Raw genomic sequence first — 13,105 nt, 5'->3', positions numbered from 1 at the left:
GAAAGCAAAAAGCTCGGTTTCCCCCAAGAAACGCTCAGGTTAGAAAACAAAAAGCTCGGTTTCCCCAAGAAACGCTCAGGTCAGAAAACAAAAAGCTCGGTTTCCCCAAGAAACGCTCGGGTATGAAAGCAAAGAGCTCGGGTCTCCTCAAGAAACGCTCGGGTTCAAAAACAAAAAGCTCGGTTTCCCCCAAGAAACGCTCAGGTTCGAAAGCAAAAAGCTCCGATTCTCTCAAAAACAGCTCAGATACAAATACTCAAATCTGCTCAATCAGTTTCTGTAAATCATCTTTTGAACGAGGCAGCTTAATGTTTTCATTCAATAATTTTTTTCGCTGTAAAGCAAGCGCCATTTCAAAGACCCAGGGACGTTCCAGATGGGCTCGTTGAAGTAACTCCTCTTGATAAAACATCTCAACAGGGTCCCCGTTATAGATGATTTTTCCACCCTCCATAACAATTATTTGATCTGCCCATTCATAGGCCAATGGGATGTCATGGGTCGCCATTAAAATGGTACGATTCCCATTTTCTAATTTAGCTAAATACTGTAAAACTTGTGCAGCATAATAATTATCGAGTCCTGCGGTAGGCTCGTCTAATAATAAAACAGTTGGCTCCATCGCTAGTACGCCTGCCATAGCTACCCGCTTTTTTTGACCTACACTTAAAAAATGTATTGGTTTATCGAGTAGTGCTTCCACCTCAGTTTGTGCTACTGCCCAAGCAATTTTCTCTTCAATTTTTTCAGTGGTCCAGCAGAGGTTCAAAGGTCCAAATGCAATATCCTGCTTCACTGTACCAGAAAACAACTGATTGTCTGCATCCTGAAAAACTATGCCAACCTGTTGACGTAATTCTTTTAATGCTTTTCTACTATAATTAAGAGCCTTGCCACAAAAGGCTATATTTCCAGAAGTTGGCTTGAGAATGCCATTGAGATGCTGAAATAAAGTCGATTTTCCTGCTCCGTTATGACCTAGTAGGGCGATTTTTTTGCCCTTCGGAATTTGGAGGCTAATATTTGTTAGGGCGTGCGTTCCATCTGCATAGGCGTAAGAAAGCTGATTTAGTTCAAAGTATAAGTCTGTTGTCATTAGAAAAAACCTCCATACACGATGAGGAATAGTAAGATAGCGGCAATACCCAGCCAGTTTTTCATGCTATAGGTTGCATTCTCCTGCCAATAGACCGCTTCGCCACCACGTGCTTGCATGGCATTATTAAGCTCACGGCTTCGTTGGAACATTTCAGCAAATAAAGCGGCGATAAGCATAGATACAGAGCGTAGCCACTGGGCAGGTGAGTGATAACCAAGTCGAGCCTGCTGAGCAAGGTGAATTTTTTGCATACTGTCTAAAAAAATAAAAATAAATCGATATGTTAATTCTACCAGCTCAACAAACAAAGCAGGAATTCTACATTGTCTCAACACATGACAAATAGACTGTACAGATGTTGTTAGGATTAAAAAATATAAACAACTGACACTTCCAAGAACGATGAAAAAAAGTTGCTGTGCTGTCACTATGCTTGCGTTGCCTACAAAAATTGTCCAATTATTAATAGAAAATGACCAGATATGTGCAGGTAGCATGCTCGTCGCCGGGGCTATAGATATTAAAATAGATAATAAGCTAGATAGTAAAAAAAATCCGGGTAACAATAATAGTTTAAAATAATATTTAACAGGAATTTTTGCGCTTATAATGATAAAAGCACTCATTACAATAAATGTAATGAGTGAAATTCGTTCATCTCTCATGATAAGCGACAATAATAATAGTCCAAAAGAAAACATCATTTTTTCTAGCGGATGAACAGACGCTAGCTTATTCATATATGCATACTTATCAATGAGCAACATACTTAACCTTCTTTATGTTTGCCGCGCATTAAGCCGATAAAGTATCCGATAAATCCAGCACCTATAGCAGCTTGTAGTGCGAATAATAAGCTTTCAATTTCTCCACTTGGTGGTTCCCATAAGCTTTCAAACCATGGTTCGTATTCAGCATTTATTTCACCAATTGCCGCCTCCGCCTCACCATCTGCTCCTTCGAATTCAGCACCTTTTTGTATGAATAATGGGACAATGGCTAATAATACAACAATTGCAAGCAGTAATAAGTTTTTTTTCATCCTAATGTGCCTCCTTTGTTGAGAAAACACGTAAAGCTTTTAATTCGCTTACATTGTATTTTTTCAAGAAATTCATCACGACTACTGTTAAAATTCCTTCACTAACAGCTAGAGGGATTTGTGTTAATGCAAAAATACCCGCGAATTTTGAGAATGACGCCATAAAGCCACCAACCTCAGAAGGGAAAGCAAGAGCTAGTTGTACTGAAGTGACAATATATGTACCTAAGTCACCAAGCATAGCAGCTAAAAACACAGCTAAAGAAAATGATAGACCCATTTTTTGTGAGCCTTTAAATACATAATAAGCAATAATTGGACCAACAACTGCCATGGAAAAGGCGTTTGCTCCTAAAGTTGTAAGTCCTCCATGTGCTAAAAGTAAAGCTTGGAATAGTAATACAATTGTTCCAATTACGCTCATTGCTAATGGTCCAAACAGAACTGTACCAAGCCCAACACCTGTTGGATGCGAGCAGCTTCCTGTTACAGACGGTATCTTTAATGCTGATAGCACAAAAGCAAAAGCGCCTGATAGCCCTAATATCATTTTTGTTTCAGGGTTTGCATCAATGGTTTTGCGAATTGAACGTAATCCTAAAATAATAAATGGAATGGATACAACCCACCAAAAAATGGCCCATTCAATTGGCAAAAAGCCCTCCATTATATGCATGGCAAATGCACGATTTGGCACAAATAAAAATGCCAATAAGAAATAACTAAGTTTCCAGCCTGAGAATTTCAAAATTTCTCCTCCTCACTTATAGTTTTTGAAAAAGCGTGCGAAAATAAAAAAACACTTCTCCATATTGGAAAAGTGCATAGCTAAAAAACAAATAGAATTCGATTCTACTAAGCCGCACACCTATCCTCGTAGGTTGAAACGTTCACATTCTTTTCGGCAGGTCTCCTGGCTTTAGTTCCTCGTTTTATAGGCCTTCCCATCCGTTGGACAGTGGCATTCTCTATAAAACTCCCTAGTACAGTGGCGGGACCGCGCCGGACTTGAACCGGCTTCCCTTTTAAGCAAAATGATAAGCACTTCGCACCGAAAAAAGATGAAGTTGTGAGATTTCACGACAAAGTGTAACATGATTTTCCATCATGAGGCTATCTTTTTTAAGAAAAAAATTTTTTTAATTGAGGTGCAATGTAGAAAATTCTGATAAAATAAAAGAGAATTTTTCTTTATTCTATGAAATTTTTGATGAAATTTTAATAAAATTGTCATGATTTTAGTGAGAAATATTGAAATTTTAAAATTATAAGATATGATAGAGACAGTTTTCAATTCATGTAAAACATACAAATTTGATATATAAACATACATAAGTGCTTGAATATTTTCAAGATAATAGGGAAATTGGTGAAAATCCGATACAGCCCCCGCTACTGTAATAGCTGATGAAATCGCAAATGCCACTAGTGCAAACTTGGGAAGGCGCGAAAGTAAATGGAAGCTTAAGTCAGGAAACCTGCTTATGTAATAATGCATGCAAACTTTTCGGAGGGAGAAGTTGAAGCAAAGGCGAGTACCTGTAATTTATTCGACTTTATTTGGCTTCTACTAAACCTTTACTCTTCGATTAGAGTAAAGGTTTTTCTTTGTTCCTAAAAGTATTGAGGGGGAGAACAACGATGACTACTTGGAATTTAGAAGGGATGCAAACCCATCTTTTTATTTGCAATGGCAGCAGCTGTATGAAAAAAGAAGCGGAGGAAATTACACAAGCAATTCGTGATGAAATACAGTTGCAGGCACTTGATAAAAAAATACATACAACACGGACACGCTGTAACGGCAGATGTAAGGATGCCTGTGTTGTCATTGCTTATCCGCAAGGAAATTGGTACCGTGTGCCAACAACTGAGCATGCGAGGGCACTTGTGCAGGATTTATATCATGAGTCACTGCATCATGAACATGTTTTTACACTTCGGGAGGGTACATTGCAGCGGACAGCACAAACAACAGCCATTAAAGGCATCGAAAAGGTGAAAGAGGGGTAACAAAATGGCGCAACAAGGGAAGATTTTCGTAGTTGGCTTTGGGCCTGGTGATTTTAATCATATTACGCATCGGGCAGTGGAGGCATTGCAACAGAGTGATATGATCATAGGCTATAAAACATATGTAGAGCTGATTCAAGACTTAGTTAATGCAAAATCCATTGTTAGTACAGGTATGACGGAGGAAGTATCTCGTGCACAGGAAGCGGTACGCCAAGCAGAGGCAGGGAATATCGTATCTGTTATTTCCAGCGGTGATTCTGGTGTTTATGGCATGGCAGGATTAGTGTATGAGGTATTAATCGAGCTTGGTTGGACGGAAGCAACTGGTGTAGAGGTAGAAATTGTTCCAGGTATTTCTGCTATCAATTCATGTGCAAGTTTACTAGGTGCGCCAATTATGCATGACGCTTGTACGATCAGTTTAAGTGATCACCTAACACCTTGGAATTTAATTGCGAAGCGTGTGGAGGCAGCAGCAATGGCGGATTTTGTGATTGCTCTGTATAACCCAAAAAGTGGTCGACGTACAAGGCAAATTGTGGAGGCCCAACGCATTTTATTAGAATATCGTTCACCTGATACACCAGTGGGACTTGTCAAAAGCGCTTATCGTGATCGTCAGGAGGTTACAATGACAACTTTAGCAGAAATGCTAGAGCATGATATTGGAATGCTGACAACAGTTATTATCGGAAATTCATCAACGTTTTTCTATGATAATAAAATGATTACGCCACGCGGCTATCAGCGTAAATACACACTCGGTGAGGAAAAGCAGCCATTACGTCCACACCAACGTTTAAGGGGAGAAAATGAACCATGGGCAATGAATCAAGAAACTGGAGAGGCACGCAATGACTTTGCAGCAGATCCCAACGCCAATCGTATTGAGCCCAGTTTAGCCATTACACCTAATCCTAAGCAAAAAAAAATTTCACTTGAGATGGCGACAGCAGCGTTAGCTATGGTCAAGGGAACAAGTGAGGTAAAGATAATACCAAAGCTTGTGCAACAAAAAATCGAATCTATCTTTGAATTAGCTGTAAGCCCAGGAGTAGCCAATAAATTTTTCACTCCGCAACAGATGATGACGCTAGCAGAGGTTGTTGGAGAGGATGGAACGATGGAATACACACCTGACCATCAAATCCATTTAAAAATTCCAACAACGGAGCCAGAAGAAATTACAGCAAAGCTAAGTGAGGTTGGTTTTTTACTGGCGCCGATTGGAGATGTACTATCATTAAAGGCTTGTGACTTCTGTTATGGAGAAAAGGTTGATTCAATTCCATATGCGGAGGAGATTCAGGAGAAGCTTGGTGGAATGTCTTTACCAAAAACCTTGAATATTGGCTTTAATGGCTGCGGTATGGCGTGCTATCGAGCAGTATTTGATGATATTGGTATTGTTTATCGTAAAAGCAAGTTCGATGTATTTATTGGGGCAAAGCCAGTAGGTCGTACAGCACATGCTGCACAGCCAGTTGTAGAGGGCCTAGAGCCTGAACAACTTATTCCGCTCATTACGGACATCATTGAGGAGTATAAAGCAAATGCCCATCCAAATGAACGTCTGTTTAAGTATTTTAAGCGTGTGAAAAAGATTCTGCACTTCACGTATCAGGATATGTCTTCAAAAATAAAAGTAGAGCCCGCTCCATGCGGTGACTAGTGAGGAGTTATGAGATGAAAGCAATTTTATTTGTCGGCCATGGGAGCCGTTTAGCAGCAGGAAATGATGAGGTGCGTACATTTATCGAGCAAATGACACCTCGTATTGATGATAGCTTCTTAGTAGAAACGTGTTTCTTGGAGTTTGCTTCTCCAAACATTGAAGAGGGTATAACAAACTGTGTGAAGAAGGGTGCAACAGAGGTACATGTGATTCCAATTATTCTTCTTCATGCTGGGCATTCAAAGCTACATATTCCAGCAGAAATCGAACATGCGCGTGAGCATTATCCACATATTACATTCACATATGGTCAAACGATAGGTGTCCATGAAGAGATATTTGCTATTTTAGAGGATCGTTTAGCTGAAATCGGCTTCAATGCTACAGAGGAACAACAGGATACAGCTATTTTATTAATTGCACGAGGCGGCAGTGATCCAGCTGCAAATGGTGATTTTTATAAAATCACACGTCTGTTATGGGAAAAATTGCCTGTCAAATATGTTGAAAGTGCCTTTATGGGAGTAACGGACCCTCGTGTCGAAGAGGGAATTGAGCGCTGTGTTAAGCTAGGTGCTAAAAAAATCATTATGCTTCCATACTTTTTATTCACGGGCATCCTGATGGAGCGCATGAATGGTATGTGTAAACAATTTAACGACAAATATCCAGATTGTGATATTCAAATTGCTGACTATTTTGGGTATCATGAACGTTTGCAAAATGTGCTACTAGAGCGTATTGAGCAGGCTGTAAATGGGACATCAACAGGTATGCAGGATTTAGAAAATTATCGAGCTTATGCGGCGGTACATGGTCATGCGCATCATCATCACCATCATGACCACGATCATGATCACGACCATCATGATCACGACCATCATGATCATCATCACGAACATGACCACCACCATGAAGAGGAGTCTGTGAAATGATTTTCATGTTAGCAGGGACGAGTGATGCCAGAAACTTAGCTCTTGAAATACAGTCAGCAGGATATGATGTAACGGCAACAGTCGTTACTGAATCAGCAGCCTCTAGCCTTGCTGAGGTGGGTCTACCTCATTTAGTTGGACGATTAACAGCTGAGGAAATGACGACAATTTTGACAGAACAAGGGTATCGTTTAGTTGTAGATGCCTCTCACCCATTTGCTGAGGAAGCTTCCAAAAATGCCATGGCAGCAGCGGAGCAAGCAAATATACCATATATTCGCTATGAACGAGCACATGAACATTATTCTCATCCCCTTATTACAATAGTAAAAGATTATGAGGAGGCTGCTCACTTAGCGGCAGAAAAACGTGGTGTCATTATGCTAACGACAGGCAGTAAAACGCTTGCGACATTTACTAAGGTTTTACAAGGCTTAGAGAATACAAGAGTGATTGCACGTATGCTACCTAGACTCGATAACATGGAAAAATGTGAGGCACTTGGTGTGGCGCAAAGAGATATAGTCGCTATACAGGGACCTTTTTCAAAGGAATTAAACGAAGCGCTTTTTCGTCAATATGATGTGACATTGATGATTACGAAGGAGAGTGGCAAGGTTGGCTCAGTGGATGAAAAGCTAGAGGCAGCACTTGCATGTGGCATTGAAACAATATTAATTGCAAGACCAAATATAAAGTATGGCCAGCAGTATTCTACATTTACGGAAGTACTACAGGCTGTACAACACACTTTAGGAGGCAATTCAGATGGATTTTAAAACAGATTTCAAACCATTAACAGTAGACCCAGATAAAATTTACGATTACAGTTTTTCAATTATTGCAGAAGAAATGGGAGAGCATGATTTCTCAGAGGATGAGTGGAAGGTCGTTCGTCGTATCATTCATGCATCTGCTGATTTTGAGCTTGGTCGTAGCGTTATTATTACTCCAGAGGCAATTGAGGCAGGTATCAAGTCAATTCTTGCAGGTCGCCATGTGATAGCTGATGTGCAAATGATTGAAAGTGGCTCAGGCAAAAAACGCTTTCAAAAGCATGGTGGGGATCTACACTGCTATATCGCAGATGAAGACGTATCAGTAGAAGCCAAAAAACAAAACACAACACGTGCTATTATCTCCATGCAAAAAGCTTCTAAATTACATGAAGGTGGTATTTATGCCATTGGTAATGCACCAACGGCATTGCTAGAGTTAATCCGTTTAATTAAAGAGGGCTTAGCAAAGCCAGATCTAATTATCGGTATGCCAGTTGGCTTTGTATCTGCAGCTGAGTCAAAAGAGGAATTATTAAAACTAGAAGGTATTCCGTATATTACGAATGTTGGCCGTAAAGGCGGTAGTACAGTGACGGTTGCCGCTTTGAATGCCATCTCACTTTTAGCGGATGAACAGGCGAAAAAATAATGGAGCGGAAGCCAAAAAAGGATCCCAAAGACATGCGTCACGGTTATACAACGGGAGCCTGTGCAACTGCAGTGGCAAAGGCAGCATTGCTTGCCCTAATTACAAATGAAGAGCAGGAAACAAGTACAATTCATTTGCCAATTGGGCGAGATGCAACCTTTACAATCGAAAATTGTATGTTTGAAAACAATGCGGTAAGCTGTGAAACCATTAAGGATGCTGGGGATGATCCAGATGCTACACATAAAGCACTTATTATTGGCACAGTGAGCTGGGCAGATACACCCGGCATTCATCTTGATGGAGGAATTGGTGTCGGGCGCGTAACGAAGCCCGGCTTACCAGTACCAGTTGGAGAAGCAGCTATTAATCCCGTACCTCGTAAAATGATTCATAGTACTGTACAGGGTGTTCTTGACGATTTTCAAATAAAACGCGGCGTCAACGTTATTATTTCTGTCCCAGAAGGTGAAGAAATTGCGAAAAAGACCTTGAATGGTCGTCTGGGGATTATAGGTGGTATTTCCATTCTAGGCACAAGGGGAACCGTCGTGCCTTTTTCGAGTTCCGCTTATATGGCAAGCATAGTGCAAGCAATCAGCGTTGCTAAGGCAGCTGGCTGTGAACATTTAGTCATCACAACAGGGGGACGCAGTGAAAAGTACGGAATGGCGCAGTACCCTGATTTATCAGAGGAAGCATTTATTGAAATGGGCGATTTTGTTGGTTTTACCTTAAAGCACTGTAAACGCCTTGGCATTAAGCAAGTTTCTCTTGTTGGCATGATGGGGAAATTTTCGAAGGTCGCGCAAGGTGTGATGATGGTGCATTCCAAAAGTGCTCCGATAGATTTTAATTTTTTAGCACAATTGGCTAAGGATATTGGGGCAGACGAGGAAACAATAGCTGCGGTACAGGAGGCCAATACTGCTTCACAGGTAGGCGAAATTATGGCAGAAAAGGGCTATGATGCATTTTTTCGTCATTTATGTGAGGCCTGCTGCTACTCCTCCCTACACCATATTAAAGGCGGTTTAACGCTTTCCACATCGATTTATTCGATGCAGGGACAATTATTAGGAAGGGCTGATGACATTGCATCAATCAATGAAATTGATTGGGATCGGGGATAACGGACAAGAAAGCTTGTTGCCGCAATATCTACAGTGGATTGAAAACTGTGAGGTACTTATTGGCGGAGAGCGTGTTCTGGAATTTTTCCCGACCTTTAAAGGCGAAAAAATAATGATTAAAGGCGGCCTTTCTGCACTCGTTACTAAATTATCTGAAGAAACAAGAAATACGATAATCCTAGCATCTGGTGATCCATTATTTTATGGAATCGGCAGTTACTTAACTAAAAAGCTAGATATTGAGGTTTATCCGTATATGAGCTCAGTACAGCTTGCCTTTGCAAAGATGGGGGAAAGCTGGCAGGATGCCTATGTCACAAGTATTCATGGGCGCTCCATAAAGGGCTTAGCACAGCGTATTGATGGCAAAAAGAAAGTTGCACTTCTAACAGATGCGGAAAACAATCCGAATGTACTAGCAAGTTATTTAAAGCATTTTGGCATGACAGAATACCGAGCATTTGTTGCGGAAAATTTACAAGGTACAAATGAAAGATTCGGCTGGTATTCGCTTGATGAATTAGAAGAAGTTGATTTTTCTCCTTTAAATGTCGTTATTCTTCAGCAAATTTCAGAGCCAAAGCGTTATGTACTTGGCATTGATGATGAAGAATTCTCACAGCGTAAGCCAGATAAAGGGCTAATTACAAAAAAGGAAATTAGAGTATTAAGCTTGCAGGCAATGCAGCTTCAAAAGGATAGTATCATCTGGGATGTTGGAACTTGTACAGGTTCAATGGCGATTGAGGCTGGCAAGCTTTCGCCAGAAGGTCAAGTGTTTGCGGTGGAGAAAAATGCTCCAGATTTAGAAAATTGCCTGCAAAATCAGCAAAAGTTCCGTGTTGATATTACAGCTATTCATAGTAAAGCGCCAGCAGGACTTGAAGACTTTCCTGATCCGGATGCCATTTTTATCGGCGGTACAGGAGGAGAAATGGTGGAGCTTTTACAATTGTGCTGCACACGCTTAAAGCAAAATGGACGTATTGTCCTGAATGCTGCAACCATCGAAAATTTATATAAGGCAGTGGAAGCGTTTAAGGCATGTGGCTATGCTGTAGACATTTTACAGGCACAGCTTGCACGCAGTAAACCAATATTAGATATGACACGCTTTGTTCCATTAAATCCTATTTACATTATTTCTGCATATCGAAAGGAAGAAAATCATGAGTAATCTTGGAATTTTATATGGCTTGGGCGTAGGTCCTGGCGACCCAGAATTAATTACAGTGAAGGCATTTCGTGTTATCCAGGAATCACCAGTCATTGCCTATCCAAAAAAGTTAAGAGGCAGTAAAAGCTATGCACATCGAATTGTGGATGTTTATATTAATCCAGAAGAAAAGGATATGCTTGGCCTAGTATTTCCAATGACGAAGGATGAGGCTGTATTAGAGCGTGAATGGACAAAATCTGTTGAGCTTGTTTATGAAAAATTGAAAGAAGGCAAAGACGTCGCATTTGTTACAGAGGGAGATCCTCTATTATATAGTACGTTTATTCATATGATGAAGCTGATGCAGGACAAGCACCCAGAGGTTGAAATTCGTACAGTTCCGGGTATTTCTTCATTTAATGGTTCTGCATCACGCTTAGGAATTGCACTAGCGGATGGAGATGACAAAGTTGCTATTATACCTGCCCATGATGACTATAATGCAATGCGTGAGGCCATTGAAAGTCATGATGCAGTTGTGTTTATTAAAGTGGCGAAGGTTATTGATCTAATGCTACAGGTGCTACGAGATTTAGATTTACTTGATAAGGCATCAGTTGTAACAAAGGTAACGTCTGACGAGGAAGTTATTTGGGATGTGCGTGAGCTAGACGGTGTCGAGTTAGAATATTTAACATTAATGGTGGTGCGTAAATAATGAAGAAAATCTATATTGTCGGTGCTGGGCCTGGTGATCCAGATTTAATTACAGTGAAGGGCTTACATATGCTACAAACAGCAGACGTGGTGATGTATACAGATTCATTAGTCAATGAGGAGCTAATTGCAAAAGCTAAGCCAGATGCCGAGGTAATTCGTACAGCTGGTATGCATTTAGAGGAAATGGTAGCGGTCATGGTGGATCGTGTTAATGCGGGGAAGGTAGTAGCTCGTATGCATACAGGAGATCCTGCAATGTACGGTGCTATTATGGAGCAGGTAGCTCTATTAAAGAAGGAAGGCATTGGCTATGAGGTGATTCCTGGTGTGAGCTCTGTCTTTGCTTCTGCGGCAGCAATTGGTGCAGAATTAACAATTCCAGATTTAACACAAACACTTATTTTAACACGTGCTGAAGGGCGTACACCTGTACCAGAATTTGAAAAGCTACGAGATTTAGCAAGTCATCATTGTACAATTGCTCTCTTCCTTAGTGCAACATTAACGAAAAAGATTGTCAAAGAGCTCCAAAGTGCAGGCTGGGCAGATGATACGCCAGTAGCTGTTATTCAACGTGCATCTTGGCCAGACCAAAAAATTGTACGTACAACATTAGTTGAATTAGATGAAGCGATGCGTGTAAACGGTATTCGGAAGCATGCGATGATTTTAGCTGGCTGGGCTTTAGACCCAACTATTCATGATAAGGATCAATATCGTTCAAAATTATATGATGCAACCTTTACACATGGTTTTAGAAAAGGTGTGAAGACAAGTGATTGAATTACAAGAGGGCATTTTACCAGAGGTTGATCAACGCAATCCTTATGCTGTTGTAGCCATCACAAAGCATGGTGTTCAAATCGGACGCCGTTTGCAGCATACTTTCGCGGCAAGTGATTTATATTATATGAGTAAATTTGAGCAAGGTGATGAAGCAGAAAAGCATATTCAACTGTTTACAGGTACTGTGCGCTTGCTATTGCCAACTCTTTTTAAGCAATATAAAGGTTTAATTTTAATCATTTCACTTGGTGCAGTTGTACGCATGATTGCCCCAATATTAAAAGATAAAAAAACGGACCCAGGTGTTGTTGTCATTGATGATCGTGGTGAAAATGTGATTAGTGTGTTATCTGGACATTTAGGTGGTGCCAATGAACTGACACATGAAGTAGCTGCAGCACTGGGCGCCAATCCAATAATTACAACAGCTTCCGATGTACAAAAAACGATTCCTGTTGATTTATTTGGTGCCCGTTTTGGCTGGGTATGGGATAGTGCAGATAAATTGACACCTGTTAGTGCTTCCGTTGTGAATGAGGAGCATGTCGCTATTGTTCAGGAAGCGGGTGAACGTGATTGGTGGATGCGTGATACACCAATGCCAGAGCAAATTAAAATTTATCCATCCACACAGGAAGCAATAAAGGCTAAGCCACATGCGACTTTGTTAATTACAGATCGTATGATAGAGCCTGAAGAAGAAGTACTGCTTGAAAATGGTGTGATTTATCGACCACAATCGGTAGTGCTAGGTATGGGCTGTAATCGCGGGACATCTCTAGAAGAAATTGAGCAAGTCATTGATGAAACGCTGGCGGAGCTAAAGCTTTCGAAAAAAAGTGTGAAGGCATTATGCACAATCGATTTAAAGAAAGATGAGCTATGCTTTTTGGACATTACCAAGAAATATGATTGGGAATTTATAACCTATTCACCAGCTGAATTAAATGAAATAGATTTCCCAACACCCTCAGAAACAGTTTTTAAATATACAGGAGCTTATGGTGTCAGTGAACCAGCTGCTATGCGTTATGCTAAGGTGGATTCGCTTATTTTAGAAAAGAAAAAATCAGGCAATGCTACAATTTCTGTTGCTAGATTACTATTTTAAG

At 40.5% G+C, this 13,105-nt stretch carries 14 protein-coding genes and 2 riboswitches; of the genes, 10 read left to right on the top strand and 4 right to left on the bottom strand.

Going from position 1 to position 13,105, the window contains the following annotated elements:
• Positions 1-256: 256 nt before the first annotated feature.
• From AC3WOM_RS16635 to AC3WOM_RS16620, 4 genes are read right to left on the bottom strand one after another with little or no spacing between them, the layout of a single operon-like run.
• The gene (locus AC3WOM_RS16635; protein ID WP_492447652.1) at positions 257-1,096 is read right to left on the bottom strand and encodes an energy-coupling factor ABC transporter ATP-binding protein; all 840 of its coding nucleotides are present in this window, start codon (positions 1,094-1,096) and stop codon (positions 257-259) included.
• Positions 1,096-1,866, bottom strand: coding sequence for a cobalt ECF transporter T component CbiQ (gene cbiQ / locus AC3WOM_RS16630; RefSeq protein ID WP_492447651.1), 771 nt, complete (start codon positions 1,864-1,866; stop codon positions 1,096-1,098). The genes AC3WOM_RS16635 and cbiQ overlap by 1 nt, the downstream gene beginning before the upstream one ends.
• A 2-nt stretch (positions 1,867-1,868) precedes the next feature.
• A complete protein-coding gene (locus AC3WOM_RS16625) occupies positions 1,869-2,141 on the bottom strand; it encodes an energy-coupling factor ABC transporter substrate-binding protein (protein ID WP_427539171.1) in 273 nt (90 codons plus the stop codon).
• A 1-nt stretch (position 2,142) separates the two neighbouring features.
• Positions 2,143-2,889, bottom strand: a complete 747-nt coding sequence (locus AC3WOM_RS16620) for an energy-coupling factor ABC transporter permease (protein ID WP_427539168.1) — start codon at positions 2,887-2,889, stop codon at positions 2,143-2,145.
• Between the two features lie 138 nt (positions 2,890-3,027).
• Positions 3,028-3,212, bottom strand: a riboswitch (cobalamin riboswitch).
• A 245-nt stretch (positions 3,213-3,457) separates the two neighbouring features.
• Positions 3,458-3,641, top strand: a riboswitch (cobalamin riboswitch).
• A 141-nt stretch (positions 3,642-3,782) separates the two neighbouring features.
• On the opposite strand from AC3WOM_RS16620, the gene AC3WOM_RS16615 reads away from it, so the two are divergent.
• From AC3WOM_RS16615 to AC3WOM_RS16570, 10 genes are read left to right on the top strand one after another with little or no spacing between them, the layout of a single operon-like run.
• Entirely contained in the window at positions 3,783-4,154 is a 372-nt protein-coding gene (locus AC3WOM_RS16615; RefSeq protein WP_492447650.1) for a (2Fe-2S) ferredoxin domain-containing protein, read from the top strand.
• Between the two features lie 4 nt (positions 4,155-4,158).
• On the top strand, positions 4,159-5,829 hold the full coding sequence (gene cobJ / locus AC3WOM_RS16610) for a precorrin-3B C(17)-methyltransferase (RefSeq protein WP_492447649.1): 1,671 nt from the start codon (positions 4,159-4,161) through the stop codon (positions 5,827-5,829).
• Positions 5,830-5,843: 14 nt separating this feature from the next.
• On the top strand, positions 5,844-6,767 hold the full coding sequence (locus AC3WOM_RS16605) for a sirohydrochlorin chelatase (protein WP_492447648.1): 924 nt from the start codon (positions 5,844-5,846) through the stop codon (positions 6,765-6,767).
• Positions 6,764-7,546 carry a precorrin-6A reductase gene (cobK, locus tag AC3WOM_RS16600; protein WP_492447647.1) on the top strand — a complete coding sequence of 261 codons (783 nt, stop codon included), beginning with the start codon at positions 6,764-6,766 and terminating at the stop codon, positions 7,544-7,546. The genes AC3WOM_RS16605 and cobK overlap by 4 nt, the downstream gene beginning before the upstream one ends.
• Positions 7,536-8,195: a precorrin-8X methylmutase gene (locus AC3WOM_RS16595; protein ID WP_427539157.1), complete on the top strand. Its 660-nt coding sequence runs from the start codon at positions 7,536-7,538 to the stop codon at positions 8,193-8,195. The genes cobK and AC3WOM_RS16595 overlap by 11 nt, the downstream gene beginning before the upstream one ends.
• Entirely contained in the window at positions 8,195-9,328 is a 1,134-nt protein-coding gene (locus AC3WOM_RS16590; protein WP_492447646.1) for a cobalt-precorrin-5B (C(1))-methyltransferase, read from the top strand. Before AC3WOM_RS16595 ends, AC3WOM_RS16590 begins: the two co-directional genes overlap by 1 nt.
• Positions 9,285-10,505, top strand: coding sequence for a precorrin-6y C5,15-methyltransferase (decarboxylating) subunit CbiE (gene cbiE, locus AC3WOM_RS16585; protein WP_492447645.1), 1,221 nt, complete (start codon positions 9,285-9,287; stop codon positions 10,503-10,505). Before AC3WOM_RS16590 ends, cbiE begins: the two co-directional genes overlap by 44 nt.
• Positions 10,498-11,205 carry a precorrin-2 C(20)-methyltransferase gene (cobI, locus tag AC3WOM_RS16580; RefSeq protein ID WP_492447644.1) on the top strand — a complete coding sequence of 236 codons (708 nt, stop codon included), beginning with the start codon at positions 10,498-10,500 and terminating at the stop codon, positions 11,203-11,205. The genes cbiE and cobI overlap by 8 nt, the downstream gene beginning before the upstream one ends.
• Positions 11,205-11,990 carry a precorrin-4 C(11)-methyltransferase gene (cobM, locus tag AC3WOM_RS16575; RefSeq protein WP_427539145.1) on the top strand — a complete coding sequence of 262 codons (786 nt, stop codon included), beginning with the start codon at positions 11,205-11,207 and terminating at the stop codon, positions 11,988-11,990. The genes cobI and cobM overlap by 1 nt, the downstream gene beginning before the upstream one ends.
• On the top strand, positions 11,983-13,104 hold the full coding sequence (locus AC3WOM_RS16570; RefSeq protein ID WP_492447643.1) for a cobalt-precorrin 5A hydrolase: 1,122 nt from the start codon (positions 11,983-11,985) through the stop codon (positions 13,102-13,104). Before cobM ends, AC3WOM_RS16570 begins: the two co-directional genes overlap by 8 nt.
• Position 13,105 lies beyond the last annotated feature (1 nt).

This window comes from Lysinibacillus sp. FW301-JW8, from assembly GCF_058788755.1.
The sequence above is the reverse complement of the archived record's forward strand: the minus strand, read 5'-3'. Positions and strand labels throughout refer to the sequence as shown.

Bases quoted from the DNA above. Each gene is read 5' to 3' on its own strand.
- AC3WOM_RS16635 (WP_492447652.1), bottom strand. From the start codon at position 1,096: ATGACAACAGACTTATACTTTGAACTAAATCAGCTTTCTTACGCCTAT.
- cbiQ (WP_492447651.1), bottom strand. From the start codon at position 1,866: ATGTTGCTCATTGATAAGTATGCATATATGAATAAGCTAGCGTCTGTT.
- AC3WOM_RS16625 (WP_427539171.1), bottom strand. From the start codon at position 2,141: ATGAAAAAAAACTTATTACTGCTTGCAATTGTTGTATTATTAGCCATT.
- AC3WOM_RS16615 (WP_492447650.1), top strand. From the start codon at position 3,783: ATGACTACTTGGAATTTAGAAGGGATGCAAACCCATCTTTTTATTTGC.
- cobJ (WP_492447649.1), top strand. From the start codon at position 4,159: ATGGCGCAACAAGGGAAGATTTTCGTAGTTGGCTTTGGGCCTGGTGAT.
- AC3WOM_RS16605 (WP_492447648.1), top strand. From the start codon at position 5,844: ATGAAAGCAATTTTATTTGTCGGCCATGGGAGCCGTTTAGCAGCAGGA.
- cobK (WP_492447647.1), top strand. From the start codon at position 6,764: ATGATTTTCATGTTAGCAGGGACGAGTGATGCCAGAAACTTAGCTCTT.
- AC3WOM_RS16595 (WP_427539157.1), top strand. From the start codon at position 7,536: ATGGATTTTAAAACAGATTTCAAACCATTAACAGTAGACCCAGATAAA.
- AC3WOM_RS16590 (WP_492447646.1), top strand. From the start codon at position 8,195: ATGGAGCGGAAGCCAAAAAAGGATCCCAAAGACATGCGTCACGGTTAT.
- cbiE (WP_492447645.1), top strand. From the start codon at position 9,285: ATGACATTGCATCAATCAATGAAATTGATTGGGATCGGGGATAACGGA.
- cobI (WP_492447644.1), top strand. From the start codon at position 10,498: ATGAGTAATCTTGGAATTTTATATGGCTTGGGCGTAGGTCCTGGCGAC.
- cobM (WP_427539145.1), top strand. From the start codon at position 11,205: ATGAAGAAAATCTATATTGTCGGTGCTGGGCCTGGTGATCCAGATTTA.